Source organism: Micromonospora sp. DT62 (assembly GCF_049847285.1).
GTDB classification, from domain to species: domain Bacteria; phylum Actinomycetota; class Actinomycetes; order Mycobacteriales; family Micromonosporaceae; genus Micromonospora; species Micromonospora reichwaldensis.
The window spans coordinates 66397-90865 of record NZ_JBNCOB010000028.1; the positions used below are offsets into that span (position 1 = coordinate 66397).

A 24469-nucleotide genomic window follows, 5' to 3' on the forward strand; every position below is an offset into this window, starting at 1 on the left:
CGCTGTTGGAAAGATAAGATGGCAGTAACGTCAGCGCGCCGCGCCAGCAGGCCGGCGCCGAGATCGAGAGCAGGTGCGCAGGGCCCGTCGGCCCGACCTATGACCGGCACCCCACCTCCCGGCCCGCCCCGGGTGCAGACCAGGATCACCGTCCCGGATTCCAAGATCATGGTCAACCTGCTCGGCGCGGGTGACGAGATCCTGCGACTGGTCGAGCGCTCGGTCGACAGCGACGTGCACGTCCGGGGCAACGAGATAACCATCACCGGCGCCCCCGCCGACAACGCCCTCGCCGAGCGGATCTTCAGCGAGCTGCTGGAACTCATCGAGAAAGGCGAGACCCTGACCACTGACGCCGTCCGGCGTACCGTCGGCATGCTCGAGCAGGGCGGCGCCGAGCGGCCCGCCGAGGTCCTGACGCTCAACATCCTCTCCCGGCGCGGCCGCACCATCCGTCCCAAGACGCTGGGGCAGAAGCGCTACGTCGACGCTATCGACGCGCACACCATCGTCTTCGGCATCGGCCCCGCCGGCACCGGCAAGACCTACCTGGCGATGGCGAAGGCCGTCCAGGCGTTGCAGGCCAAGCAGGTCAACCGCATCATCCTGACCCGGCCGGCGGTCGAGGCGGGGGAGCGGCTCGGCTTCCTGCCCGGCACGCTGAACGAGAAGATCGACCCCTACCTGCGCCCGCTCTACGACGCGCTGCACGACATGCTCGACCCGGATTCCATCCCCAAGCTGATGGCGGCGGGCACGATCGAGGTCGCGCCGCTGGCGTACATGCGGGGGCGGGCGCAGCCCTATGACGCCCGGGTCCTGACTCCGGAAGGCTTCAAGCCGTTCGGGTCGCTCCGGGTGGGTGATCTGGTGATCGGCTCGAACGGGACGCCCACGCCGGTGATCGGCATCTTCCCGCAGGGACGCAAGCAGGTCTACCGGGTCACCGCCCAGGACGGCGCGTCCACCCTCTGCTGCGGCGAGCACCTCTGGACCGTAGCGACACTGGAGGACAAGCGACGCGGCCGTCGGCGCACCCTCGAGACGCGCCAGATGGTCGGCAAGGAGCGGCGGGGGCACGCCCGCCGGTACGAGCTTCCGGTCGTGGCGCCCGTGCACATGGAGCCGCAGGACGTCCCGCTCGACCCGTACGCGGTTGGTCTGTTGCTCGGGGACGGCTCGATCTCGTCACGAGCGACGCCCGCCTTCTGCACGGCGGATCCGGAGCTCGCCGTCGCACTCGAGGAAGCGCTGCCCGACATCGAACTCGTCCGCAAGGGCGACTACGACTACGTCCTCCGGCACGTCAACGGGCACCGGGGCGGGGTGATCGTCGCCAACCCGGTCACGCTCGCCGTCCGCGAGCTGGGTCTGGCCGGGGCCACGTCGGGCACGAAGTTCGTGCCCGACGTCTACAAGAACAACAGCGTCGACGTCCGTCTGGCCGTGCTTCAAGGTCTGCTGGACAGCGACGGTGGGCCGGTCGTCCAGGCCGGGCGCACGTGCCGGGTGCAGTACTCGACGACCTCCCCGCGGCTGCGGGACGACGTGGTGCACCTGGTCCAGTCGCTCGGCGGCGTGGCCACGTGGCGGGTGCGGGAGGCCGAGGGCCGCAAACCAGGGCTGGCCAAGGGACGTCCTGTTCCCTACCGCGCCGACGCGTACGTCGTGGAGATCCGGCTTCCCGCCGGTGTGTCGCCGTTCCGCCTGTCGCGCAAGCGCCGGCTGTACGACGAGCACGGGGGCGGTCGGCCGATGCGCTTTATCGACTCGATCCTCCCGGCGGGGTTTCAGGAGACGATGTGCATCCAGGTCGCGGCGGAGGACTCGCTGTACGTGACCGACGACTTCCTGGTCACGCACAACACGCTCAACGACGCGTTCATCATCCTCGACGAGGCGCAGAACACCACGCCCGAGCAGATGAAGATGTTCCTCACCCGGCTCGGCTTCAATTCCAAGATCGTCGTCACCGGTGACGTCACCCAGGTGGACCTCCCCGGCGGCACGACCAGCGGCCTGCGGGTGGTCCGGGAGATCCTGGAGAACGTGGAGGACGTGCACTTCGCCGAGCTCTCCAGCTCCGACGTGGTCCGCCACCGGCTGGTCGGTGAGATCGTCGACGCGTACGCCCGCTGGGACGAGCGGGAGAACCAGCAGGCGCAGAGCGTGCACGCCGTGCCGGGGCGATCCGCCCAGGGCGGCCGGGCCGGCCGGCGCCGCTAGACCGAGGGAAGACTGTTGTCCATCGAGATCGCCAACGAGTCGGGTGTCGACGTCGACACCGACGCCGTGCTCGCCGTGGCCCGGCACGCCCTCGACGAGATGGGGGTCAACCCCCTCGCCGAGCTGTCCGTGCTGCTGGTCGACATCGACTACATGACCGAGCTCAACCACCGGTGGATGGGCGGCGACGGCCCGACCGACGTGCTCGCCTTCCCCATGGACGAGGGCAGCGTCGACCACGGGCCCGGCGAGACGTCCGCCGCCGGCGGCGAGCCCGCACTGCTCGGCGACATCGTGCTCTGCCCGGAGGTGGCGGCCAAGCAGGCGGCCACCGCCGGTCACGCCGCCGCCGACGAGCTGCACCTGCTCACCGTGCACGGGGTGCTGCACCTGCTCGGCTACGACCACGCCGAGCCGGAGGAGGAACGGGAGATGTTCGCCCTCCAGGCCCGGCTGCTGGCGAGCTGGCGGTCGACCCGGTCCCGGTGATGGCCACCCCGACACTGGCGGCCGCCGCCACCGGCCTGCCCGACCTGCAACTACTGGTCATCGCGGCCGGCCTGGTGGTGCTGGCCGGCCTCATCGCCATGACCGAGGCGGCCCTCGCCGCGATCTCGCCCGCCCGCGCCGCCGAACTGGCCCGCGACGGCGCGCGGGGCGCACGGACGCTCCAGGCCGTCGCCGGGGACGTGGTCCGCCACCTCAACCTCCTGCTCCTGCTGCGGCTGCTCGCCGAGCTGACCGCCACCACCCTGGTGGCGCTGGTCGCGGTCGACACCTTCGGCGCGGGCTGGCGCGCGGCGCTGGTCACCGCCGGCGCGATGACCGTGATCAGCTTCGTGGTGGTCGGGGTCGGCCCCCGGACCATCGGCCGGCAGCACGCGTACGTGGTCGGGCGGTCCGTCGCCCCGCTGGTCCGCTGGCTGGGCCGGGCGCTCAACCCGCTCGCCTCGCTGCTGATCCTGATCGGCAACGCGGTCACACCCGGCCGGGGCTTCCGGGAGGGTCCGTTCGCCACCCAGGTGGAGCTGCGCGAGCTGGTCGACCTGGCCGAGCAGCGCGGTGTCGTGGAGCACGGCGAGCGGCAGATGATCCACTCGGTCTTCGCGCTCGGCGACACCATCGCCCGGGAGGTGATGGTGCCGCGTACCGAGATGGTGTGGATAGAGGAACGCAAGACGCTCTCCCAGGCGTTGGCGCTCTTCCTGCGCTCCGGTTTCTCCCGGATCCCGGTCATCGGCGAGAGCGTCGACGACGTGCTCGGCGTGCTCTACCTCAAGGACCTGATCCGGCGGACCCAGGGCGGTGCCCCGGAGGACCGGCAGCTCCCGGTCGCCGAGCTGATGCGCCCCGCCACCTTCGTGCCCGAGTCCAAGCCGGTCGACGACCTGCTCTCGGAGATGCAGGCCGCCCGCAACCACCTGGTCATCGTCGTCGACGAGTACGGCGGCACCGGCGGGCTGGTCACCATCGAGGACATCCTGGAGGAGATCGTCGGTGAGATCACCGACGAGTACGATGTCGAGCGCCCGCCGGTCGAGCACCTCGACGACGGGGCGGTGCGGGTCACCGCGCGGCTCCCGGTGGAGGATCTGGGCGAGCTGTTCGACACCGACCTCCCCACCGACGAGGTGGAGACCGTCGGCGGCCTGTTGGCCCAGTCCCTGGGCCGGGTCCCGATCCCCGGGGCGCAGGTCGAGGTCGCCGGGCTCCAGTTGGTCGCCGAGGGCACCACCGGCCGACGCAACCGGATCGACACCGTGCTGGTGAACCGGGCGGAGTCGACCGACACGCAGAACGGCCCGGGGCGTGGCGAGCACGCCGAGCCCCGGGACGACACGAACCGATCCGAGGAGAGGCAACCCGCCGATGCCTGAGTCACCCGCCGTACCGGCCGCCCGGCCCACCCCGTCCGACCCGGTCGAGCTGAGCGCCGAGGACGGCAAGCTGGTCGTCCTGGCCCGGGGCGCGCGTGGCCGGGTGGGCGCCGTGGAGGGCGCGGCGGTCCGCGACCAGGACGGTCGGACGTACGCCGCGGCCAGCGTGTCGCTGCCGTCGTTGACGATCACCGCGCTCCAGCTCGCGGTGGCGTCCGCGGTGGCGGCCGGCGCGATCCGGCTGGAGGCCGCCGTGGTGGTCACCGAGGCGTCGACGCTGGACGGCGCGGGGCACGCGGCGGTACGCGACCTCGCCGCGGACGCGCCGATCCACGTGGCCGCCCCGGACGGGTCCGTCCTCGGCACGGTGGTCGAGTGAGCGATCTCCAGCCGCGCCCCTACCGGGCCGGTTTCGCCTGTTTCGTCGGTCGGCCGAACGCCGGCAAGTCGACGCTGACCAACGCGATCGTCGGGCAGAAGATCGCCATCACGTCGAACAAGCCGCAGACGACCAGGCACATCATCCGGGCCGTCCTGCACCGCCCGGAGTCCCAGCTCGTGCTGGTCGACACCCCGGGCCTGCACCGCCCCCGTACGCTGCTCGGCGAGCGCCTCAACGACCTGGTGCGGCAGACCTGGAGCGAGGTCGACGTGATCGGCCTCTGCATCCCGGCGGACGAGCCGATCGGGCGGGGCGACCGGTTCATCACCGGCGAGCTGGCCGAGTTGAAGGCCACCGTGCTGGCGGTGGTCACGAAGACCGACCTGGTGGACCGCAAGCGGCTGGTCGAGCAACTGCTCGCGGTCAGCGAGCTGGGTGAGTTCGCCGAGGTGGTGCCGGTCAGCGCGGTCTCCGGGCACCAGGTGGACACCCTGGTCGACGTGATGACCGGCTACCTGCCCGAGTCGCCGCAGCTCTACCCCGACGACATGCTCACCGACGACCCGGAGCAGGTGCTGGTCGCCGAGTTGATCCGGGAGGCCGCCCTGGAGGGCGTCCGCGACGAGCTGCCGCACTCCATCGCGGTGGTCGTCGAGGAGATGGTCCCCGAGGGCCGGCTCATGAAGATCTACGCCGATGTCTACGTCGAGCGACCCAGCCAGAAGGCGATCGTGATCGGCCACCGGGCGAGCCGGCTCAAGCACGTCGGCACCACCGCCCGCCGGCAGATCGAGGAGCTGCTCGGCACCCGGGTCTACCTCGACCTGCACGTCCGGGTGGCGAAGGACTGGCAGCGGGATCCGAAGCAGCTGCGCAAGCTGGGCTTCTGACGCCGGGGCCGGGACGCGCCGCGTCCCGGCCCAGAGGCCGTCCGACGCATGATCGGTATCGGTCGGACGTATGGAAGATGTCACCTTCTGGTGGGTTCTCTTCTGTTTGGCGTGCTCGGCCCGGAGGGTAGGGGGTAGGACAGCCCCCGTATCCCCGGACATAGATGCAGGCTGATGCGTAACCGATACCTGGACCTGCTCCGCTTCCTGGCCATCGTTCGAGTCGTCGTCTACCACGTCACCGGTTGGGCCACGCTGACCCTCGTCTTCCCGGCGATGTCGGTGATGTTCGCGCTCGCCGGCTCGCTGATGGCGGCCTCACTGCACCGGTGGGGGCCGGGGGCGGTCGTGCGCCGGCTGCGGCGCCTGCTGCCGTCGCTGTGGGTGCTCGCCGCCGTCTTCGTACCGGCCATGCTGCTCACCGGGTTGCCGCTGAGCCCGAAGGTGCTGCTCTGGCTCTTCCCCATCGCCGACCCGCCGGCCAACGGCTGGGGTGCGATCGCGCTCAGCGTGATCTGGTACCTGCGCGACTACCTCTGGTTCGTGCTCGCCTCGCCGGTGGCCCTCTGGCTGTTCCGGCGCGCCCCGGTGCCCACCCTGATCGCCCCGTACGCCCTGCTCGCGGCGGCCGAACTGGGTCTGCTCCCGGCGCTGCCGGTGGCGCTGCACCAGTTCGGGCTCTACTTCGGGGCCTGGCTGCTCGGCTTCGCCCACCAGGCCGGCATGCTGCGCCGCCTGGCCAACCGGGTGCTGGTCCCGGTCGCGCTGGCCCTCGCCGCCGTCGGGGCCGCCTGGATCGTCACCCACCCCGGACCGCGCGGGTACGACCTGAACGACAACCCCCTGGGCAACGCCCTCTGGTCGGCGGCCTTCGTCCTCGTGCTGCTCGGTCGGGGGCCGGCGAGCGCACCCTGGGTGGACCGCAGCGCCGCGTTCGGCCGGGTGGTGACCATCTTCAACCGGCGGGCGCTCACCGTCTACCTGTGGCACATGCCGTTCGTGGTGGCGCTCACCCCACTGGTCGACGTGGTGGGCTGGTCGCACCAGGACCCGCTCGGCCTGGCGATCCGGGTGGCGCTGGTCTTCGCGCTGGTCGCGGCGGTGACCGCCCTCGTCGGCTGGGTGGAGGACGTGGCCGCCCGCAGGCCGCCGCAGCTGGTCCCCGGCCGGGCCCGCCCCGGCCCGGCCACCGTGGACGCGGCCGCCGACGGTAGGGCCGGCGGACCGGTCACCCGGCACGGGGTCGACGGTAGGGCCGGCGGACCGGTCAGCGGGCGGACGGTGGTGCCGGCGCCCCGGGCCGCGCGGGAGCCGGAGACCGTCGAGATCAACGCTGGGTGACCGTGATGTCGCCGCTGCCCGTGGAGAGGTCGAGCACCAGCGTGGCGGACGGGTCGTCGGTGACGCCCAGTTCGGCGTCGCCGCCGTCGGTGTTGGAGCGGACCCGGTAGCGGCCCGCCGGCACGACCAGCTCGACGCTCCCGCTGGAGGCGTGCACCCGCGCCGAGGCGGGCGTCGTGAGGTCGACGGCGATGTCCCCGGAGCCCGTCTCCGCGTCCACCCCGCCGCCGAGGCGGTGCCCGGTGATGTCGCCGGACGAGGTCCGCAGCGTGGCCGCGGCGGCAACCTCGTCGACCTCGACGTTGCCCGAGCCGGTCTGCGCGCGGACGGGCCCGCCGGCGCCGACCACCTGGATGTTGCCGGAACCGGTCTCCGCGCGTACGGGGCCGCTGGAGGCGGTCACCCGGATGTTGCCCGAGCCGAGCCGCATGTCCACCGGGCCCACCCTGCTCAGGTCGACGTCACCGGAGCCGGTCTCGCCCTTCACGCTCACCCCGTCCGGGGCGGTGACCTCGTAGGAGATGCTGCACCGGGAACCGCAGTCGGTGTCCAGCACCAGTTCGCCGCCCTTGACCTCGTACGTCGCGTCGGGTTGACCGCCCTGGTAGCGCACCACCCGCTTGATCCGCACCTCGTCCTGCGCGCCGATGGCGCGGACGGTCACGTCGCCGGCCCCCGGGAGCACCCGGATGCTGTTGATCCGGACCGCCTCGGTGTTGTTGTAGTCGAGCCGGCGGAAGGACAGGTTGTCGCACCCGGCGGAGACGATCAGGGTGGTGGCCGCAGCGAGCGCGGCGGCGGTGCGGTGCAGAGCCATGCGAGCACGCTACGAGGCGTGACGGCCCCCGCGCATCGGGGTTCCGCGCGCGGACACCCCGAGCTGACCCTGATTCCGCACCCCGAGAGAGAATGGTCCGATGGCCGGGTACCGCCGACAGCTCTACCGCGACGACGCGGTGGTCCTGCGCGTGCAGAAGCTCGGCGAGTCCGACCGGATCATCACCCTGCTCACCCGCCGGCACGGCCGGCTCCGCGCGGTGGCCCGGGGGATCCGCCGCACCACCAGCAAGTTCGGTGCCCGACTGGAGCCGTTCGGTCACGTCGATCTCCAGCTCGCCGGCGACCCGAAGGGCAACCTGGGCAGCTCGCTGCACACGGTCAGCCAGGTCGAGGGCATCGACCTCTACGGCAAGCGGTTCCTCGGCGACTATTCCCGCTACACGGCGGCCAGCGCGATCGCCGAGACCGCCGAGCGGCTCACCCCCGTCGAGCGGGAGCCGTCGCTGCGGCTGTTCCAGCTCACCCTGGGCGCGCTGCGGGCGCTCGCCGAGGGCAGCCACGCCACCACCCTGGTGCTCGACGCGTACCTGCTGCGGGGCATGACGCTCGCCGGCTGGGCGCCGGCGCTGACCGCCTGCGCCGTCTGCGGCACGCCGGGGCGGCACCGGGCGTTCTCCGTACCGGCCGGGGGCGCGGTCTGCCCGGACTGCCGGCCGCCCGGCGCGGCCCACCCCGCCCCGGCCACCATCGACCTGATGTCCGCGCTGACCAGCGGCGACTGGCGGGTCGCCGACGCCACCGAGACCGGCGTACGCCGGGAGTGCAGTGGCCTGGTCGCGGCACACCTGCAGTGGCACCTGGAGCGCGCGCTACGCTCGCTGCCGCTGGTCGACCGGGGCGCCCCGGCGGCCGGCCCGGTCCCGCCGCCGACTGGCGCCGGGCCCGGTGCGGACGGCGTGAACAGGGGGAGAACTGAGTGATCCGATCGATGAGGGCCGGGCGTCGCGAGCCGGTGCCGCCGACACCGCACCCGTCGGGCGCCCGGCCGCCGGCGCTGCCCGCCGACGCGGTGCCGAAGCACGTCGCCGTGGTGATGGACGGCAACGGCCGGTGGGCCAAGGATCGCGGGTTGCCCCGCACCAAGGGCCACGAGGCAGGGGAGTTCTCCCTCTTCGACACGGTCGAGGGCGCCATCGAGCTGGGCATCCCCTACCTGTCGGCGTACGCCTTCTCCACCGAGAACTGGCGGCGCTCGCCGGACGAGGTCCGGTTCCTGATGGGCTTCAACCGCGACGTCATCCGCCGCCGCCGTGACCAGCTGGTCGACCTGGGGGTGCGGGTGGTCTGGTCCGGCCGGGCCGGCCGGCTCTGGAAGAGCGTCATCTCCGAGTTGCAGACGGCGGAGGAGATGTCCCGGGGCAACTCGACGCTGACCCTCCAGTTCTGCGTCAACTACGGCGGCCAGGCGGAGATCGCCGACGCCGCCGCCGCCATCGCCCGCGACGTGGCGGCGGGCCGGCTGGACCCGGAGAAGGTCAACGAGAAGACCGTCGCGAAGTACCTCTACCACCCGGAGATCCCCGAGGTGGACCTGTTCCTGCGTCCCTCCGGCGAGGAGCGGATCTCGAACTTCCTGCTCTGGCAGACCGCGTACGCCGAGCTGATCTTCCTCGACACGCTCTGGCCCGATTTCGACCGCCGCCACCTCTGGTACGCCTGCGAGCTGTACGCGCAGCGGGACCGTCGCTTCGGCGGCGCGCTGCCCAACCCGGTCGCCCCGCCGCCCGCCTGAGGCTTACCGCCCGGTCGGACGGGGTACCACGGTGGTCAGCAGCCACCGACGGAGGTGAACCCACATGATCCAGAAGCGTATTGCCCAGTGGGCGATGATGGCCGTCGCCGTGCCGTTGGCGGCGGCGGGCGCGCGCCGGCTCAGCCACGGGTTGGAGGCCCGCCGCGGCCCGACCGGGGTGAGCCGCCTGCTCACCAAGGGCGCCGACATGCTCCGCCCGCAGAAGGCGAAGCGTCGTCGCTTCTTCTGACCCAACCCGGCCGTGACCTGACCCCACCCCCGACCCGTTCGTCGATCATGCAGTCGTGGTGCCCCGCGAAAGCCCCACACCGGGGCGTTCCGCCCACCAGAAGTGCATGATCGACTCGCGGGTCGGGGGTTCCGGGGGTTCGGGTCAGGTTCTGGTTTCGGTGCGGTCGGTGGGCCAGCGGGTGTGGAAGGTGCCCTCGCGGTCCACACGCTGGTAGGTGTGCGCCCCGAAGTTGTCCCGCAGCGCCTGGATCAGGGCGGCCGGCAGCCGCTGGGCGCGCAACGCGTCGAAGTACGCCAGCGACGAGGCGAACGCCGGGGCCGGCACGCCCGCCCGCGCCGCGTCGGCCACCACCCGCCGCCAGCTCGGCACGCCGTCGTTCACGGTGTCCGCGAACCACGGCGCCACCAGCAGCGTCGGCAGGTCGGGCCGCTCGTCGTACGCCTGGCGGATACGGTCGAGGAAGCGGGCCCGGATGATGCAGCCGCCCCGCCAGATCGTGGCGGTGCCGCCCAGGTCGATGCCCCAGTCGTACTCGCGGGAGCCGGCGCGGATGTGGTCGAAGCCCTGCGCGTACGCGACGATCTTCGAGGCGAGCAGGGCGCGGCGGACGTCCTCGACGAAGGCGTCGGAGTCCTCGACCCGCCAGGTCGCGCCCGCCTCCGGGAACGCCCGCCGGGCCGCCTCGCGCTGGTCGGCGTGCCCGGACAGCGAGCGGGCGAAGGTCGCCTCGGCGATGCCGGTGATGGGGATGCCCAGGTCGAGCGCGCTCTGCACCGTCCAGCGGCCGGTGCCCTTCTGCTCGGCGCGGTCCAGCACGACGTCCACGAACGCCCGCCCGGTGGCCGCGTCGGTGTGCGCCAGCACGTCGGCGGTGATCTCGATCAGGAAGGACTCCAGCTCGCCGGAGTTCCAGCCACGGAAGATCTCCGCGATCTCCGCCGGCTGCGCGCCCAGTCCGGCCCGGAGCAGGTCGTACGCCTCCGCGATGAGCTGCATGTCGGCGTACTCGATGCCGTTGTGCACCATCTTGACGAAGTGCCCGGCGCCGTCCGGCCCGATGTGCCGGCAGCACGGCACCCCGTCCACCTGGGCGGCGATCTGCTCGAAGATCGGCCCGAGCGTGCGGTACGACTCCGCGGATCCGCCCGGCATGATGCTCGGGCCGCGCAGGGCGCCCTCCTCGCCACCGGAGACGCCGGTGCCGACGAAGTGCAGGCCGTGGGCCCGTAGCGCCTCCTCCCGCCGGCGGGTGTCGGCGAAGTGCGCGTTGCCGCAGTCCACGACGATGTCGCCCGCGTCGAGCAGCGGGACCAGTTCGTCGACCACGGCGTCGGTGGGGCCGCCCGCTTTGACCATCACGATGACCGCGCGGGGCCGCTCCAGCGACGCGACGAAGTCGGCCATCGACTCGGCGGGCAGGAACGTCCCCTCGTCCCCGTGCTCCGCGACGAGGCTGCGGGTGCGCTCGGGCGATCGGTTGTGCACCGCCACCGCGAGGCTGTTGCGGGCCAGGTTGCGGGCCAGGTTCCGGCCCATCACCGCCAGCCCGGTCACGCCGATCCGTGCCGTCGCCCGCCCGGCCATCCGTCCGCCCTCCGCCGTCGACACCCGCCGGTGCGACCGTATCGCCGGGCAGGGCGTCCCGGAGGCATGTCGGGCACCCGTCACCGCCACGTGGCGGTCGCCCCGCAGGACGCGAGGGCCGGACGAGATCCTTCGCCGGGGTGGCCTCCGTGGGGCGCGACCGGCCGGCCGCACCCCGCCGGGCGGCCTCCGTGGGACGCGACCGGCCGGCCGCGGACCCCGCCGTTTAATTCGGCTGCGCGAGACCGGTGGGGCGGCTAGCGTGTGGGCATGCGCAACTGACGCCCCACTTCCGAGCCGACCCGCCGCCGCATCGCCGCGGGTCCGCGTGCTCCCGGGCGTCCGCATTCCGCACCTGCCGTCGAGCGGCGGTGCTCCTCGTGGCCGATCCCGGCAGCTGTCCCGATCCCGCCCGACCGTCGCGCGACGGTCGCCGAACGAGGCGGGCCCCGGTCACCGGACGTTGCTCCGGTGTGGCAGGGCCCGCAGACCGAGGAGGCACCGGATGCCCGCCAGGCGCAACCCGAAGAAGTCCCGTACCACCGTCCCCACGCCATCCGTCGCGGACCTGACGCCCGTCAACCTCGACGAGGTGGCGGTCGCGCCGGTCGTGCCGGCGCTGCCGGTCGACCGACCGGCGGCGCCGAAGGCCGGTCCGCCGGTCTCCGGCGCCGGCCGCTCCGGCACGCTGCGCGGCCAGAAGGCCGGGCAGGCCCGCCGGTACGCCTTCCGGCGCAGCTGACGGTGCCGGCCGGGTGGAGCCGTCATCACCGGCGACTCCACCCGGCCCGCCCGTCGCCCGACCACCCGGGCAGGCGCCTGCACCCCGGCCCGCCCGCCGTCTGCCCGGCCCGGTCGGCGCCTCCGCCCGCCGTCTGCCCGGCCCGGTCGGCGCCTCCGCCCGGTCCGTCGACCGACCACCGGGCGGCGTCAGCCGATCAACGGGCGGAAGGTGCCGAGCAGCACGCTGACGGTCAGCGCGGCCCCGGCGAGCACCGCCGCGCCGGCGATCAGCAGGCCGTCGGCGGCGACGAAGCGCTGTCGCCGGGCGACGGTGCGCGGGACCCCGGCGTCGAAGCCCCGGGCGTCCATCGCCACGGCCAGCCGGGTGCCCCGGCGGATCGCCCCGACGAGCAGCGCGAAGGCCGTCGACACGAACAACCGAAGTTTCGCCAGTGGGTTGCGGCCGGCCTCGACCCCCCGGGCGCGACGCGCCATGGAGATCATCTGCCACTCCTGCCCCAGCAGCGGCACGAGCCGGAACGCGGCCAGCGCCCCGATGGCGAACCGGGCCGGCGCCTTCGCGTTCTGGATCAGCGCGTCCGCCAGGTCGGTCGGGTCGGTGGTGGCGAAGACGATCACGCCGGGCAGCGCCACCGCGAACATACGCAGCACCAGGCCGAGCGCGGTGAGCAGCACCCCGGAGGTGACCACCACCGGACCGGCCTCGACGAGGACCCGGCCGGAGCGCTCGGCCGCGAAGAGCACCAGCGTCACCACCACGCCGACCGCGCCGACGAGCAGCGGCCAGGCCCGCCGCGCCAACACCCGGAAACGGACCCCGAACAGCGGCAGCAGGGCCAACTCGACGGCGATCGCGATGGCCGGGGCCACCGGGTCGAGGGTGGCGATCAGGATGAACGAGAACACCAGCGCCGCGGCGAGCTTGGCCACCGGGTTGCGCCTGGCCAGCGGCGCCTCGGGCGCGGCGACCGGCTCGAAACTGATCACGCCCGACCCAGGGTGGAGTGGCGGTCCGGGTGGGTGACCGGTGCGGCGGTTCGGTCGCTGGTCATGGGCGTTCCAGGGTGGGGTGGCGGTCTGGGTGGGTGACCGGTGTGGCGTTCGGTCTGGTCACGGGCGTTCCAGAGTGGGGTGGCGGTCTGGGTGGGTGACCGGTGCGGCGTTCGGTCTGGTCACGGGCGTTCCAGAGTGGGGTGGCGGTCTGGGTGGGTGACCGGTGCGGCGTTCGGTCTGGTCACGGGCGCTCCAGGGTGAGGCGGCGGTCTGCCAGGGCGGCGACGAACTCCGGGTCGTGGGTGACGGCGACCAGGCCGTGCCCGGCGTCGCGCAGCTCGGCGAAGAGGTCCACCAGCTCCAGCCAGGTCCGCCGGTCCTGGCCGAAGGTCGGTTCGTCGCAGACGAGCAGGCGGGGCGCGGTGGCCAGGGCGGTCGCCACGCTCAGCCGCCGCGCCTCCCCGCCGGAGAGGGTGTACGGGTTGGCGGCGGCGAGTTTCGTCAACCGCAGCCGGGACAGCAGGGTCTCGACGGTGGACCGGACCGCCGCCTCGGGCTGGCCGGTGCGGCGCGGGCCGAGCGCCAGCTCGTCGAAGACGGTGTTGGTGACGAACTGGTGCTCTGGATCCTGGAAGACCGAGCCGATCCGGTGGGCCAGTGCCGGGGCGCGCCAGCGGTGCGGGGGAGTGCGGGCGTCGCCACCGGCCAGTGCCGTCGTCGCCGCGATCCGGCCCGTCCCGGGCTTGAGCAGGCCGCCCAGCAGCAGGGCGAGGGTCGACTTGCCGGCCCCGTTGGGCCCGACGACGGCGAGCGCCTCGCCGGCGCGTACCGCCAGGTCGACGGGGGCCAGCCGGGGCGGCAGGCCGAGCCGGTCGGCGGCGACCAGCACGTCGCCGGGGGGCGCGGTCGCGTGGCGGGGCGGTACCGGGCGGCCGGGCACCCAGACGCCCTCGTCGGCGAGCGCGTCGCCGTGCGTACCGAAGACGGCCTCGGGCGTGCCGTCGGCGCGGACGCCGCCGCCGGGTTCGAGCACGACCACCCGGTCGACCAGGGGCAACGCCTCGGCGACGCGGTGTTCGACCAGGATCAGCGTGGTGTCGGCGTCGAGCGCGCCGGCCACCGCCGCCCGGATCAGCGCCGCGCCGGTCGGGTCGAGGTTGGCGGTCGGCTCGTCGAGCAGCAGCAGGCCGGGGCGCAGGGCCAGCACCCCGGCCAGGGCGAGCCGCTGCTGCTCGCCGCCGGAGAGCGCGGCGGTGGGGCGGTCCCGGGGGTACGGGAAACCGACCCGGGTCAGCGCCTCGTCGACGCGGGGCCAGATCTCCCCGGCGGGGATGCCGCGGTTCTCCAACCCGAACGCCACGTCGTCGCCGCTGCGGGCCATCACGAGCTGGGTCTGCGGGTCCTGGAAGACGATGCCGACCCGCTCCCGGCCCTTGCGGGGGTCGAGCCCGTCGATCTCGACGGTGCCCTCCTGCTCGCCCGAGTCCTCGGGCAGCAGCCCGGCCAGCGCGGCGAGCAGCGTGCTCTTGCCGGCCCCGGAGGGCCCCAGCAGCAGTACTCGCTCCCCGGCTTCCACGCGCAGGTCCACCCCGCGCACAGCCCAGGCCCGCCGCCCGGCATGCCGCCACCCGAACCCCCGCAACGTAACCGCCCCCACGCCGCCCCCCTCCTTCCTTGATTCCTGCCCGCCCGCGGGCGTTGATCATGAGGTTGTTGTCGTTCGGCACGGCGTGTCGTGGCAATAACTTCATGATCAACGCGGCCGGGTGGGGGTGGGGTGGGGAGGGGTGGGGGGAGGGGAGGGGGTGGGGTCAGATTGGGGGGCGGTTGCGGGCGGCGGGGAAGCGGTCCAGGGCGCCCGTGGTGGCCAGGGCGCGGGTCAGGGCCCAGCCGCCGGCACCCGCGACGATCGTGGCGCTGACGATGGTGAGCAGGGCGTAGGGGATCCGGTAGCTGCCCAGGGCGTACTCGCTGTTCCAGACGAAGAAGTCGAACAGGGCCGCGCCGAGGCCGGTCAGCGCGCCCGCGATCAGCGCGGTGGGCAGCCGGAACGAGCGGTACCGGAACGCGGCGAAGGCCAGCTCGGCGCCGAGCCCCTGGATCAGGCCCTGGACGATGGTGACGCCGCCCCACTCCGAGCCGAGCAGCGCGGAGACCGTCGCCGCCACCGCCTCGCAGAAGAGCGCCGCGCCGGGCTTGCGGATCACCAGACCGCCGAGGACGGCCGGGACCAGCCACACGCCGTACATGATCGCCTGGCCGGCGGGGAAGAACGCGAACGCCGGGTCGACGGCCCGCCAGAGCAGGCCCCAGGCCCAGAAGATGACGCCGAAGGCCACCGCGATCACGGCCGCGACGACGACGTCGACGGTACGCCACCGGGTGGCGGTGTTGTTGTCTCGCATGATTGCTCCCAGTCCCGAACGAGAACCAGGAGAAGACGCACGCCGCGCCCGGAACGTGCCGGACGTCGACGCGGCTGGAGGTCGACCGAACTCCCTGCGCTGGCATTACCCAGATCAGGTTCGAGGGTCTGCGGGCGGTGCCCGCACTCTCAGCGCTGTGCGCTCCCCTGTCGGATGTGAAGTTGTGGCCCGACGCTAACACCTTTGAAGATCATCGGGCAAAGTGATCTTTCCGCAGCTCACCAGCGCAGTCGATCGACGCCGTCGATTCCGGCCCGGTACTCTCGGGCGGCCATAGGGAATCCGGCAGAGGGACACGTACGTGACATCCGAGGCTGACCGCCGCGCGCCGGACGGGTCGCACGCGGGTGCGGTGGGCGTGGCCGCCCCGGGCGTACGCGAGGGAAAGCCGGCGGCGCCCCGCGGCCCGGACCGGCGGGTCGGGTCGGTGGAGGTCCTCGCCGGCCTGCTGATCCTGCTGGTCGTCTTCCGCGAGCCGCTCGCCCGGGCCCTCTCCGCGCCCCGGTTGCAGACCTGGACCACCGTCTTCGTCTCGGTCATGGTGCAGGCGGTGCCGTTCCTGGTCTTCGGGGTGCTGCTCTCCGCGGTGATCGCCGTCTTCGTGCCCCGGTCGTTCTGGGCCCGGGCGCTGCCGCGTCACCCCGCGCTCGCGGTGCCGGTGGCCAGCGCGGCCGGTGTGGTGCTGCCCGGCTGCGAGTGCGGGGCCGTGCCGATCGCCGGGTCGCTGATCCGGCGCGGGGTCACCCCGGCCGCCGCGTTGGCGTTCCTGCTCGCCGCCCCGGCGATCAACCCGATCGTGCTCACCGCCACCGCCGTGGCCTTCCCGGACGACCCGGCGATGGTCCTCGGCCGGGCCGTCGCGAGCCTGCTCGTGGCGATGGTCATGGGCTGGCTGTGGCTGCGCCTCGGCCGGGCCGACTGGATCCGGCTGCCGCGCCGGCCGGAGCTGGACGGCGGCCCGCGCGGGCGGGCGTTCTGGGGGGCGGTCCGGCACGACGTCACGCACGCCGGCGGCTTCCTGGTCATCGGCGCGGCGGCCGCCGCCACGATCAACGTCGTGGTGCCGGAGCGCTGGTTGCAGACCCTCGCCGACGAGCCGGTGCTCTCGGTGCTCGCGCTGGCCGTGCTCGCCGTGCTGCTCTCCCTCTGCTCCGAGGCGGACGCCTTCGTCGCCGCCTCGCTGTCGCAGTTCTCGCTGACCTCCCGACTGGTCTTCCTGGTGGTGGGGCCGATGGTCGACCTCAAGCTCATCTCGATGCAGGCCGCAGTCTTCGGCCGGCGGTTCGCGCTGCGGTTCGCCCCGACCACCTTCGCGGTGGCCGTCGCGGTGGCCGCCGCGACCGGGGCGGTGCTGCTGTGAACCGGCAGGCGCAGGCGGTCGTCCTGCTGCTGCTCGGCGGCGCGGTGGTCCGGGCCAGCCTCACCGACCTGCACCTGCGCTACGTCAAGGAGGGGCTGCGGCCCTTCCTGATCGCCGCCGGCCTGCTGCTGGTGGCCGCCGCGGTCATGACCCTCTACTACGAGCTGCGCCCGCTCCTGCGGCGCACGCCCGCCGGCCAAAACGACGGCCCGGCCGGTGGGTGGCGGTCCCGGCGCACACCCGGCCCCGACGCTCACGGCGACGGCGACGACGGGCACGAGGGCGACGGCGGGTACGACGGTGACGGCGGGCACGGCGGGCACGACGGCGACGGCGGGCACGGGCATCGCGAGCCGCGGGTCGGCTGGCTGCTGATCCTGCCCGTGCTGGGCCTGCTGCTGGTCGCCCCGCCGGCCCTGGGCTCGTACGCGGCCGGGCAGGCCGGCACCGCCGTCACCACCCGGCAGCAGCCGTCCGACTATCCGCCGCTGCCCGCCGGCGACCCGGTGCGGGTGGCCGTGCTCGACTACGCCTCCCGGGCCCTGTTCGACCGGGGCACCTCGATCGGCGCGCGCCGGGTCCAACTGACCGGCTTCGTCACCACCGGCCCCGACGGCCGGCCGCTGCTGGCCCGGATGGTGCTCTCCTGCTGCGCCGCCGACGGGCGGCCGGTCAAGCTGGGGTTGACCGGCGCGGCCCCCGACGGGCTCGCTGACGACACCTGGATCGAGGTGACGGGCCGCTACAGCGACCGCATCGCCCGCGACCCGGTCAACGACGCCGAGATTCCCTACCTGGACGTGGAGTCCTGGCGGCAGGTGCCCGTCCCCCGGCAACAGTACGAGTGACCCGTGGGCCCGGCAGTCCCGGGCGGCCAGGTGCGGCGCTGGGTAGGCTCACGATCATGCGGATCGAGGCCCGGGGGTTCACGTTCGACGTCCGCGTCGGCGGACCGGAGGGCGGCACGCCCGTCCTGCTGCTGCACGGCTTCCCCCAGCACGGCGGGGAGTTCGACGACGTGGTGCCCGCGCTGCACGCCGCGGGCCTGCGCACGTACGCGCCGGACCAGCGCGGCTACTCGCCGGGCGCGCGGCCCGAGGTGGTCGAGGCGTACCGGCTGCCGGAGCTGGTCGCCGACGCGGTGGGCGTACTCGACGCGCTGGGCGTCGACGCGGCGCACCTGGTGGGGCACGACTGGGGCGCGGTCGTGGCCTGGGCCGTCGCGGCCCACCATCCCGATCGGGTCCGCACGCTGACCGCGGTCTCCGTGCCGCACCCCGCCGCCATGGCGTGGGCGCTGGCCGAGGACACGGGGCAGAAGGCGCGCTCGGCGTACATGACGGTGTTCCGCAAGCCGGGCACGGCGGAGAAGGCGCTGCTGGTGCTGGGCGCGACCGGGCTGCGCCGGATGCTGCACGGGGTCGGCGACGACGCGCGGGTGGCCTCGTACGCGGATCCGATGCGCGAGCCGGGCGCGCTGACCGCCGCCCTGAACTGGTACCGCGCGATGTCCCGCCGGGACCTGGCCGCCACCGGGCCGGTGGCGGTGCCGACCACGTTCGTGTGGAGCGGTCGGGACATCGCGATCGGCCGGACCGCCGCCGAGGCGTGCGCCGAGCACGTGACCGCCGACTACCGCTTCGTCGAGCTGCCCCGGGTCAGCCACTGGATCCCCGACGAGGCGCCCGCCGCGCTGGCCGAGGCGATCCTCGCCCGGGTGCACGACCCGGTCTGACCTTCCCCGCGACGCCGGCCGACGGACGCCGGGCCCACCCTGACGGAGGTACGACATGGACCGAGCAGACACGACGGTGAAGGCCGAGGACTTCCTGGCCGTGGTGACCGCCACGATGCACCGGGTCGCCGAGAGCCAGCGCGAGGCGGTGGGGCGCGCCGCCGACCTGATCGCCGAGGCGGTACGCGCCGACGGCGTGGTCCACGCGTTCGGCACCGGCCACTCCGAGGCGCTGGCCATGGAGATCGCCGGGCGGGCCGGCGGGCTGGTCCCGACGAACCGCATCGCCCTGCGGGACCTGGTGCTGCGCGGCGGCGCCCCGGCCGACGTGCTCGGGCCACTGCTGGAGCGCGACCCGTCGGTGGCGCACCGCCTCTACGAGCTGGCTCCCGTCAGCCCCCGGGACGTCTTCGTGCTCGCCTCCAACTCCGGCGTGAACGGCGCGATGGTGGAGTTCGCGTCGCTGGTCAGGGAGAAGGGCCACGGGCTGGTCGCGATCACCTCGGCGCAGCACTCCGGACAGATGGCCTCGCGCCACCCGTCGGGACGCAAGCTCGCCGACTTCGCCGACGTGGTGCTCGACAACGGCGCCCCGTACGGCGACGCGACGCTGCCCCTGCCCGGCGGGGGCGCGGTCGGCGCGGTCTCGTCGATCACCGCGGCACTGTTGGCGCAGCAGATCACGGTCGAGGTGGTGGCGCGGCTGCTGGCGGCGGGGGAGCGGCCCCCGGTCTACCTGTCAGCCAACATCGCCGGGGGCGACGAGCACAACAACGCCCTCGAGGCCCGGTACGCGGGCCGGATCCGCCGCGGCTCCTGACGCATTGTGGCTACGGTCGGCCGCATGACGATCGACATGGAATCGGCGCGTCAGACAGTGACGTGAGTCGGTTTCGCGCGTCGACGGGTGGGGCATCAGCGATGCTGCCGCCGGCCGCCCCCGCCGGCAGTACCGTCTGACCGGAGGTAGCGCGTGTCCAAGGAAACCGAGAAGCAGCGCTGGCAGCGCAACTTCGCCGACCTGCTCCAGGAGCTTCGGGTCGCCCAGACCGGCGTGCAGATCCTCTTCGCGTTCCTGCTCACCCTGCCGTTCAGCAACGGCTTCACCCGTACGAGTGGCTTCCAGAAGGACGTCTACATCGTCGCGTTGCTGGCCGCGGCCGCCGCCACCGCGATGATCATCTCTCCGGTGGCGTTCCACCGCGCGCTGTTCCGGCAGGGCCGCAAGCCGGAGCTGGTCCGGTTCGCCCACCGGATGGCCAGCGGCGGGCTCGCCTTCATGCTGATCTCGATGGTCAGCGCGGTGCTGCTGATCACCGACTTCGTGCTGGACCGGGGCATCGCCCTGGTGCTCAGCGGCCTCACCGGCCTATGGTTCCTCACCTTCTGGGTGTTCCTGCCGTTCTCCCGCCGCAACTGGGGCGACGACGACGAAGACGACGAGAACGAGCCACGGTCCCTCGGCGACTGACCAAGGTCGACACAACTCGATATTTACCGATCGCTACCCCTGGGTAACGCCCGGGGGTAGCGTGCTGTTCGTCGAGCACGTTGACGCATCCGGACCGAGGTTCGAGGGGGCCGCCGTGACCGCGACACACAACAGCCGACCCGCGCCCGACGGATCAGGCGCCGACCAACCGCCGCCGTCGGCCGACGCCCCGCCTGCCGCCGCCGACATCCCGCCTGCCGCCGCCGACACACCGCCCGCTGCCGGCGGGGCCGGGCCCCTGCCGACCGAGGCCGGCCAGGTCTCCGAGAAGGAGGCCCGACAGGTCGCCGAGGCGGCCCGGGAGTCCTCCTGGGACCGTCCCAGCTTCGGCAAGGAACTCTTCCTCGGCCGGTTCCGGCTCGACCTGATCAACCCCTGGCCGCGCTCCGACCCGGCGGACGTCGCCCGCGCCGACGAATTCCTCGGCCGGTTCCGCGAGTTCCTCGCCTCCGAGGTGGACGGCGCCGCTATCGAGCGGGACGCGTCCATCCCGGACGAGGTGTTCCAGGGCCTGGCCCGGCTCGGCGCCTTCGGCATGAAGATCGACCGGTCGTACGGCGGGCTCGGGCTCAGCAACCTGCACTACTGCCGGGCACTCATGCTGGCCGGCTCGGTCAGCCCGGCGATCGGCGCGCTGCTCTCGGCGCACCAGTCGATCGGGGTGCCGCAGCCGCTGAAGATGTTCGGCACCGCCGAGCAGAAGCAGCGCTTCCTGCCCCGGCTCGCCGCCGGTGAGGTCTCCGCGTTCCTGCTCACCGAACCGGACGTCGGCTCCGACCCGGCCCGGCTGGCCACCACCGCCGAGCCCACGCCCGACGGCACGGGCTACCGCCTCAACGGCGTGAAGCTGTGGGCCACCAACGGCACCGTCGCCTCCCTGCTCGTGGTGATGGCCCGGGTGCCCGCCGCTGAAGGGCGGCGCGGCGGGATCACCGCCTTCGTCGTCGAGGGCGACACCGAGGGCATCACCGTCGAACAACGCAACGCCTTCATCGGCCTGCGCGGCCTGGAGAACAGCCTGACCCGCTTCCACGACGTCTTCGTACCGAAGGAGAACGTCATCGGAGGCGAGGGCAAGGGCCTGAAGATCGCGCTGACCACCCTGAACACCGGGCGGCTGTCGCTGCCGGCGATGTGTGTCGGCGCCGGCAAGTGGGCGTTGAACGTGGCCCGGGAGTGGGCCGTCGACCGGGTGCAGTGGGGGCGGCCCGTGGGCGAGCACGAGGCGGTGGCCCAGAAGCTCTCCTTCATCGCCGCGACGACGTACGGCATGGAGACCATGCTGGACCTCTGCTGCCTGCTCGCCGACGACGACCGTAACGACATCCGGATCGAGGCGGCGCTGGTCAAGCTCTACGCCAGCGAGATGGCCTGGAAGATCGCCGACGAGCTGGTGCAGATCCGGGGCGGTCGCGGCTACGAGACGGCCGACTCCCTCGCCGCGCGGGGCGAGCGACCGGCCGCCGTCGAGCAGCTGCTGCGCGACCTGCGGATCAACCGCATCTTCGAGGGCTCCACCGAGATCATGCACCTGCTCATCGCCCGGGAGGCGGTCGACGCGCACCTGTCGGTCGCCGGCGACATCATCGACCCGGACGCCGGGCTCGGCCGCAAGGCGAAGGCCGGGGCGCGGGCCGGCGCCTTCTACGCGAAGTGGCTGCCGACTCTCGCCGTCGGCAGGGGACAGCGCCCGTCGGCGTACGCCGAGTTCGGCCCGCTCGCCGGCCACCTGCGGCAGGTGGAGCGCGCCTCGCGCAAGCTGGCCCGGTCGACGTTCTACGCGATGTCCCGCTGGCAGGGAAAGATGGAGCGCAAGCAGGCGTTCCTCGGCCGGGTGGTGGACATCGGCGCGGAGCTGTTCGCGATGTCCGCGGTCTGCGTGCGCGCCTACGCCGAGCGGGACACCCGCCCCGAGAACGTCGAGCTGGCCGACCTGTTCTGCCGGCAGGCCCGGGTACGCGTCGACGCGCTCTTCACCGCCCTGTGGGACAACACCGACTCCGTCGACACGGCAGCCGCGAAGCGGATCCTGGCCGGGCGCTACGCCGCCCTGGAGGACGGCGTGATCACCCCCGCCGACGACCTCCCGTGGGTGGCCCCCTGGTCGCCCGGCCCGTCCACCGCCGACGACACCCGCCGCCGCATTCCACCCCCACCCTCCTCCTGACCCGCCCCCACCCCTCACCCTGGCGTCGATCATGCAGTTGTGGTGCCCCATAGAAGCGGCGAAAGTGGCCGTTCCGGGCACCACAACTGCATGATCGCCGGGGCGCGGCGGGGCCGGGGCGGGCCGGGCGGGGTGGGGCAGGGGGTCAGCGGTTGGGGCGTAGGCCGAGGTGGCGTAGTTCCAGGGCGGCGAGGGCGTCGACGGTGGCGTCGTCGCCGCGCCGCCACGACTCGGCCACGTCGGGCGCGATCCGGGTCAGCCGGCCCAGCGGCTGGGTGGCCAGCGCGCGCAGGGCGAGCAGGTCCCGGCCGGCCGGGACGGCGGCCAGTTTCGCGGCCGAGCCGGCCCGGCGCATCCAGCGCACCCGCAGCGGCAGCCAACCGAAGAGCACCAGGCCGAGCGGGAAGACCAGCACGGCGACGGCCAGCGCGAGGGCGAGCTGGTCGACCAGCTCCTGCTGGTCGCGCCCCGCCTCGGCCAGCGAGCGGGCGGCGGTGGCGGCCCGCTCGAACGGCGCGGTCAGCTCGTCGCCGACCAGCGGCACCCGGCCGACCTTGCCGCCCGCCTCGGCCAGGCTGTCGGCCAGGCCGCCGCCGGCGCCCTCCAGCTTCTGCCCGGGTACGGCGAGCTTCTGGACCAGGTCGTGCAGCCACAGCGCGCCACGGATCGCGCCGTACACCCAGGCGACGACGAGCAGGTCGGTGATCAACTGTCGGACGGCGGTCGGGAAACGATCGGCGTAGATCTTCACGCCGGACAGCGTGCCACGCCCGGCGCCGGCCGGCACGCGCCGCGAACGACGCCGGGCCCTCGGGGCGGGGTCAGCTCGCGCAGGCCGGGCAGGTGCCGAAGATCTCCAGGGTGTGGCTGACGTCGGCGTAGCCGTGCTTCGCCGCCACCCGCTCGGCCCAGCTCTCCACCGTCGGCCCCGCCACCTCCACGGTGCGGCCGCAGGTCCGGCAGACCAGGTGGTGGTGGTGGCCCTCGCTGCACCGGCGGTAGAGGTGCTCGCCGCCCGGCGGGCGCATCACGTCGATCTCGCCCGAGTCGGCGAGCCCCTGGAGCGTGCGGTAGACGGTGGTCAGCCCGACCCGCTCGCCGCGCTCGCGCAGCATCGCGTGCAGCTCCTGCGCGCTGTGGAAGCCCTCCAGCTCGCCGAGCAGCGCGCTCACCGCCGAGCGCTGCCGGGTGTTGCGGACCGTGGAACCCGCCATGATCATGATCCCTCCCCGGCGTGGCTCACCGCGTCGGCCACGATGTGTGCGACGTGCTCGTCGACCAGCGCGTACGCGATCTCGCGACCCCGCCGGGAGCCGCGCACCACGCCGGCGCCCCGCAGCACCCGCAGGTGCTGGGAGACCAGCGGCTGCGCGGCGCCGAGCTTGTCGACCAGCTCGTGCACGCAGCGCTCGCCCTCGGCGAGCTCGCTGACGATGGCCAGCCGGATCGGTGCCGAGAGGGCACGCAACAGCTCGCTCGCGCCCTCGAAGGCGTCGTAGCCTGATCCGTCGGTCACCCTGTAACGGTAACCAATCCCACTGACACGGCGCTGACCAGGATCAGTGGAGCACGACCTCGTGCGGCTCCGGCGTGGGCGCGGCGGCGGGGGTGCGCCGTCGGCGCAGCATCCGCCACGCCGCGCCGAGGACGGCGACCACCCCGAACGAGGCGATCGCCATCAGCACCACCGAGGCGCCGGGGGCGGTGTCGGCGTTCGCGGCCACCCAGACCCCGGAGCCGGCGGCGAAGAGCCCGAGCGCCATCGCCGCCGCCATCGTGCTGCGGAACCCCCGGGTCACCTGCTGCGCAGTGGCCACCGGCACCACCATCAACGCGCTGATCAGCAGCACCCCGACGGCCCGCATGGCGATCGTCACCGTGACGGCGGTGGCCACGGCGAGCAGCAGGTTGAGTGTGCGCACCGGCAGGCCGGAGACGCGGGCGTACTCCTCGTCGTGGCAGACCGCGAACAGGGCCGGGCGCAGCACCAGCATGGTCACCCCGATCGCCGCGCCGAGCACCGAGATGGTGGTCAGGTCCGCCAGCGTGATGGTGCTCAGCGACCCGAACAGGTAGGCGTTGAGGGTGGCGCTGGTGCTGTCGGAGAGCCCGACCAGCGTCACGCCGCCGGCGATGCCGCCATAGAAGAGCAGGGCCAGGGCCAGGTCGCCGGAGGTGCGCCCGCGGGCGCGGACCAGCTCGATGGTGATCGCCCCGAGGGTCGCCACGACCACCGCGACGAGCACCGGGGACCGGTTGAGCAGCAGGCCCGCGCCGACGCCGGTGAGCGCCACGTGCCCCACCCCGTCGCCGACCAGGGCGAGCCGCCGCTGCACGAGGTAGATGCCGAGCGCCGGGGCGGCCAGGCCGATGATCAGCGCCCCGATCAGGGCCCGCTGCATGTGGGGGTACTGGAAGAGTTCCATG

24 protein-coding genes, 3 pseudogenes and 1 riboswitch are annotated in these 24469 nt (G+C 73.5%); of the genes and pseudogenes, 18 read left to right on the forward strand and 9 right to left on the reverse strand.

From position 1 onward, the window contains the following. Window positions 1-99 precede the first annotated feature (99 nt). The 8 genes and pseudogenes from ACPXCB_RS27090 to ACPXCB_RS27125 all read left to right on the forward strand — a co-directional run. Window positions 100-841: pseudogene (locus tag ACPXCB_RS27090) on the forward strand (PhoH family protein); the annotation flags it as partial. A 278-nt stretch (window positions 842-1119) separates the two neighbouring features. Continuing rightward, window positions 1120-1602: pseudogene (locus ACPXCB_RS27095) on the forward strand (LAGLIDADG family homing endonuclease); the annotation flags it as partial. A 264-nt stretch (window positions 1603-1866) separates the two neighbouring features. Then, window positions 1867-2226, forward strand: a pseudogene (locus tag ACPXCB_RS27100) (PhoH family protein); the annotation flags it as partial. Window positions 2227-2241: 15 nt separating this feature from the next. Beyond that, window positions 2242-2715 (forward strand): rRNA maturation RNase YbeY, encoded by a 474-nt coding sequence (gene ybeY / locus ACPXCB_RS27105; RefSeq protein ID WP_132240405.1) that lies wholly within the window; start codon window positions 2242-2244, stop codon window positions 2713-2715. Continuing rightward, the gene (locus ACPXCB_RS27110) at window positions 2691-4103 is read left to right on the forward strand and encodes a hemolysin family protein (protein ID WP_425878609.1); all 1413 of its coding nucleotides are present in this window, start codon (window positions 2691-2693) and stop codon (window positions 4101-4103) included. The genes ybeY and ACPXCB_RS27110 overlap by 25 nt, the downstream gene beginning before the upstream one ends. Then, window positions 4096-4482 carry a cytidine deaminase gene (locus ACPXCB_RS27115; protein WP_425695122.1) on the forward strand — a complete coding sequence of 129 codons (387 nt, stop codon included), beginning with the start codon at window positions 4096-4098 and terminating at the stop codon, window positions 4480-4482. Before ACPXCB_RS27110 ends, ACPXCB_RS27115 begins: the two co-directional genes overlap by 8 nt. Further along, complete coding sequence (gene era, locus ACPXCB_RS27120) at window positions 4479-5375, forward strand: GTPase Era (protein ID WP_425878572.1); 897 nt, start codon at window positions 4479-4481, stop codon at window positions 5373-5375. The genes ACPXCB_RS27115 and era overlap by 4 nt, the downstream gene beginning before the upstream one ends. Window positions 5376-5549: 174 nt before the next feature. Further along, window positions 5550-6716, forward strand: coding sequence for an acyltransferase family protein (locus ACPXCB_RS27125; RefSeq protein WP_425878573.1), 1167 nt, complete (start codon window positions 5550-5552; stop codon window positions 6714-6716). On the opposite strand, the gene ACPXCB_RS27130 is transcribed toward ACPXCB_RS27125, so the two are convergent. Further along, entirely contained in the window at window positions 6703-7533 is an 831-nt protein-coding gene (locus tag ACPXCB_RS27130; protein WP_425878575.1) for a DUF4097 family beta strand repeat-containing protein, read from the reverse strand. The two genes, ACPXCB_RS27125 and ACPXCB_RS27130, sit on opposite strands and share 14 nt — an antisense overlap. A gap of 100 nt (window positions 7534-7633) precedes the next feature. Between ACPXCB_RS27130 and recO the strand changes: the two genes are divergently transcribed. The 3 genes from recO (at window position 7634) to ACPXCB_RS27145 (ending at window position 9538) form a co-directional block, all read left to right on the forward strand. Next, on the forward strand, window positions 7634-8476 hold the full coding sequence (gene recO, locus ACPXCB_RS27135; protein WP_425878576.1) for a DNA repair protein RecO: 843 nt from the start codon (window positions 7634-7636) through the stop codon (window positions 8474-8476). A gap of 8 nt (window positions 8477-8484) precedes the next feature. After that, on the forward strand, window positions 8485-9288 hold the full coding sequence (locus ACPXCB_RS27140; protein ID WP_121400234.1) for an isoprenyl transferase: 804 nt from the start codon (window positions 8485-8487) through the stop codon (window positions 9286-9288). 64 nt (window positions 9289-9352) lie between these two features. Next, window positions 9353-9538 carry a hypothetical protein gene (locus tag ACPXCB_RS27145; protein WP_151452829.1) on the forward strand — a complete coding sequence of 62 codons (186 nt, stop codon included), beginning with the start codon at window positions 9353-9355 and terminating at the stop codon, window positions 9536-9538. Between the two features lie 144 nt (window positions 9539-9682). On the opposite strand, the gene gndA is transcribed toward ACPXCB_RS27145, so the two are convergent. Next, a complete protein-coding gene (gndA, locus tag ACPXCB_RS27150; RefSeq protein ID WP_425878610.1) occupies window positions 9683-11125 on the reverse strand; it encodes an NADP-dependent phosphogluconate dehydrogenase in 1443 nt (480 codons plus the stop codon). A gap of 505 nt (window positions 11126-11630) precedes the next feature. On the opposite strand from gndA, the gene ACPXCB_RS27155 reads away from it, so the two are divergent. Beyond that, a complete protein-coding gene (locus tag ACPXCB_RS27155; protein WP_421453262.1) occupies window positions 11631-11867 on the forward strand; it encodes a hypothetical protein in 237 nt (78 codons plus the stop codon). A gap of 188 nt (window positions 11868-12055) precedes the next feature. Here ACPXCB_RS27155 and ACPXCB_RS27160 read toward each other — a convergent pair whose 3' ends face one another. The 3 genes from ACPXCB_RS27160 to ACPXCB_RS27170 all read right to left on the reverse strand — a co-directional run bounded on the left by ACPXCB_RS27160 (window position 12056) and on the right by ACPXCB_RS27170 (window position 15267). Further along, a complete protein-coding gene (locus tag ACPXCB_RS27160) occupies window positions 12056-12856 on the reverse strand; it encodes an energy-coupling factor transporter transmembrane component T family protein (RefSeq protein WP_425878578.1) in 801 nt (266 codons plus the stop codon). Window positions 12857-13103: 247 nt separating this feature from the next. Then, a complete protein-coding gene (locus ACPXCB_RS27165) occupies window positions 13104-14519 on the reverse strand; it encodes an ABC transporter ATP-binding protein (protein ID WP_425878580.1) in 1416 nt (471 codons plus the stop codon). A gap of 154 nt (window positions 14520-14673) precedes the next feature. Then, window positions 14674-15267: an ECF transporter S component gene (locus ACPXCB_RS27170; protein ID WP_425878582.1), complete on the reverse strand. Its 594-nt coding sequence runs from the start codon at window positions 15265-15267 to the stop codon at window positions 14674-14676. A 73-nt stretch (window positions 15268-15340) separates the two neighbouring features. Then, a riboswitch (TPP riboswitch) is annotated at window positions 15341-15446 on the reverse strand. Between the two features lie 200 nt (window positions 15447-15646). On the opposite strand from ACPXCB_RS27170, the gene ACPXCB_RS27175 reads away from it, so the two are divergent. The 6 genes from ACPXCB_RS27175 to ACPXCB_RS27200 all read left to right on the forward strand — a co-directional run bounded on the left by ACPXCB_RS27175 (window position 15647) and on the right by ACPXCB_RS27200 (window position 22042). Then, window positions 15647-16648 (forward strand): permease, encoded by a 1002-nt coding sequence (locus ACPXCB_RS27175; RefSeq protein ID WP_425878612.1) that lies wholly within the window; start codon window positions 15647-15649, stop codon window positions 16646-16648. Then, a complete protein-coding gene (locus tag ACPXCB_RS27180) occupies window positions 16645-17496 on the forward strand; it encodes a TIGR03943 family putative permease subunit (RefSeq protein WP_425878584.1) in 852 nt (283 codons plus the stop codon). The genes ACPXCB_RS27175 and ACPXCB_RS27180 overlap by 4 nt, the downstream gene beginning before the upstream one ends. Window positions 17497-17552: 56 nt before the next feature. Beyond that, window positions 17553-18383: an alpha/beta fold hydrolase gene (locus tag ACPXCB_RS27185; RefSeq protein ID WP_425878586.1), complete on the forward strand. Its 831-nt coding sequence runs from the start codon at window positions 17553-17555 to the stop codon at window positions 18381-18383. Between the two features lie 55 nt (window positions 18384-18438). Beyond that, the gene (locus tag ACPXCB_RS27190; protein ID WP_425878588.1) at window positions 18439-19203 is read left to right on the forward strand and encodes a sugar isomerase domain-containing protein; all 765 of its coding nucleotides are present in this window, start codon (window positions 18439-18441) and stop codon (window positions 19201-19203) included. A 153-nt stretch (window positions 19204-19356) separates the two neighbouring features. Then, window positions 19357-19854 carry a DUF6328 family protein gene (locus ACPXCB_RS27195; protein ID WP_425878590.1) on the forward strand — a complete coding sequence of 166 codons (498 nt, stop codon included), beginning with the start codon at window positions 19357-19359 and terminating at the stop codon, window positions 19852-19854. Between the two features lie 115 nt (window positions 19855-19969). Next, window positions 19970-22042, forward strand: coding sequence for an acyl-CoA dehydrogenase family protein (locus ACPXCB_RS27200; protein WP_425878591.1), 2073 nt, complete (start codon window positions 19970-19972; stop codon window positions 22040-22042). Window positions 22043-22187: 145 nt separating this feature from the next. Here the strand turns inward: ACPXCB_RS27200 and ACPXCB_RS27205 are convergent, their stop codons facing one another. The 4 genes from ACPXCB_RS27205 to ACPXCB_RS27220 all read right to left on the reverse strand — a co-directional run bounded on the left by ACPXCB_RS27205 (window position 22188) and on the right by ACPXCB_RS27220 (window position 24468). Then, on the reverse strand, window positions 22188-22793 hold the full coding sequence (locus ACPXCB_RS27205) for a hypothetical protein (protein ID WP_425878593.1): 606 nt from the start codon (window positions 22791-22793) through the stop codon (window positions 22188-22190). A gap of 70 nt (window positions 22794-22863) precedes the next feature. Next, window positions 22864-23256: a Fur family transcriptional regulator gene (locus ACPXCB_RS27210; RefSeq protein ID WP_425878595.1), complete on the reverse strand. Its 393-nt coding sequence runs from the start codon at window positions 23254-23256 to the stop codon at window positions 22864-22866. 2 nt (window positions 23257-23258) lie between these two features. Then, window positions 23259-23558 carry an ArsR/SmtB family transcription factor gene (locus tag ACPXCB_RS27215; protein WP_088998913.1) on the reverse strand — a complete coding sequence of 100 codons (300 nt, stop codon included), beginning with the start codon at window positions 23556-23558 and terminating at the stop codon, window positions 23259-23261. A 43-nt stretch (window positions 23559-23601) separates the two neighbouring features. Further along, window positions 23602-24468 (reverse strand): metal ABC transporter permease, encoded by an 867-nt coding sequence (locus ACPXCB_RS27220; protein WP_425878597.1) that lies wholly within the window; start codon window positions 24466-24468, stop codon window positions 23602-23604. Window position 24469 lies beyond the last annotated feature (1 nt).

Bases quoted from the DNA above. Each gene is read 5' to 3' on its own strand.
- ACPXCB_RS27115 (WP_425695122.1), top strand. From the start codon at position 4,096: ATGCCTGAGTCACCCGCCGTACCGGCCGCCCGGCCCACCCCGTCCGAC.
- ACPXCB_RS27125 (WP_425878573.1), top strand. From the start codon at position 5,550: ATGCGTAACCGATACCTGGACCTGCTCCGCTTCCTGGCCATCGTTCGA.
- ACPXCB_RS27130 (WP_425878575.1), bottom strand. From the start codon at position 7,533: ATGGCTCTGCACCGCACCGCCGCCGCGCTCGCTGCGGCCACCACCCTG.
- recO (WP_425878576.1), top strand. From the start codon at position 7,634: ATGGCCGGGTACCGCCGACAGCTCTACCGCGACGACGCGGTGGTCCTG.
- ACPXCB_RS27140 (WP_121400234.1), top strand. From the start codon at position 8,485: ATGAGGGCCGGGCGTCGCGAGCCGGTGCCGCCGACACCGCACCCGTCG.
- ACPXCB_RS27145 (WP_151452829.1), top strand. From the start codon at position 9,353: ATGATCCAGAAGCGTATTGCCCAGTGGGCGATGATGGCCGTCGCCGTG.
- gndA (WP_425878610.1), bottom strand. From the start codon at position 11,125: ATGGCCGGGCGGGCGACGGCACGGATCGGCGTGACCGGGCTGGCGGTG.
- ACPXCB_RS27155 (WP_421453262.1), top strand. From the start codon at position 11,631: ATGCCCGCCAGGCGCAACCCGAAGAAGTCCCGTACCACCGTCCCCACG.
- ACPXCB_RS27170 (WP_425878582.1), bottom strand. From the start codon at position 15,267: ATGCGAGACAACAACACCGCCACCCGGTGGCGTACCGTCGACGTCGTC.
- ACPXCB_RS27185 (WP_425878586.1), top strand. From the start codon at position 17,553: ATGCGGATCGAGGCCCGGGGGTTCACGTTCGACGTCCGCGTCGGCGGA.
- ACPXCB_RS27190 (WP_425878588.1), top strand. From the start codon at position 18,439: ATGGACCGAGCAGACACGACGGTGAAGGCCGAGGACTTCCTGGCCGTG.
- ACPXCB_RS27210 (WP_425878595.1), bottom strand. From the start codon at position 23,256: ATGGCGGGTTCCACGGTCCGCAACACCCGGCAGCGCTCGGCGGTGAGC.
- ACPXCB_RS27220 (WP_425878597.1), bottom strand. From the start codon at position 24,468: ATGGAACTCTTCCAGTACCCCCACATGCAGCGGGCCCTGATCGGGGCG.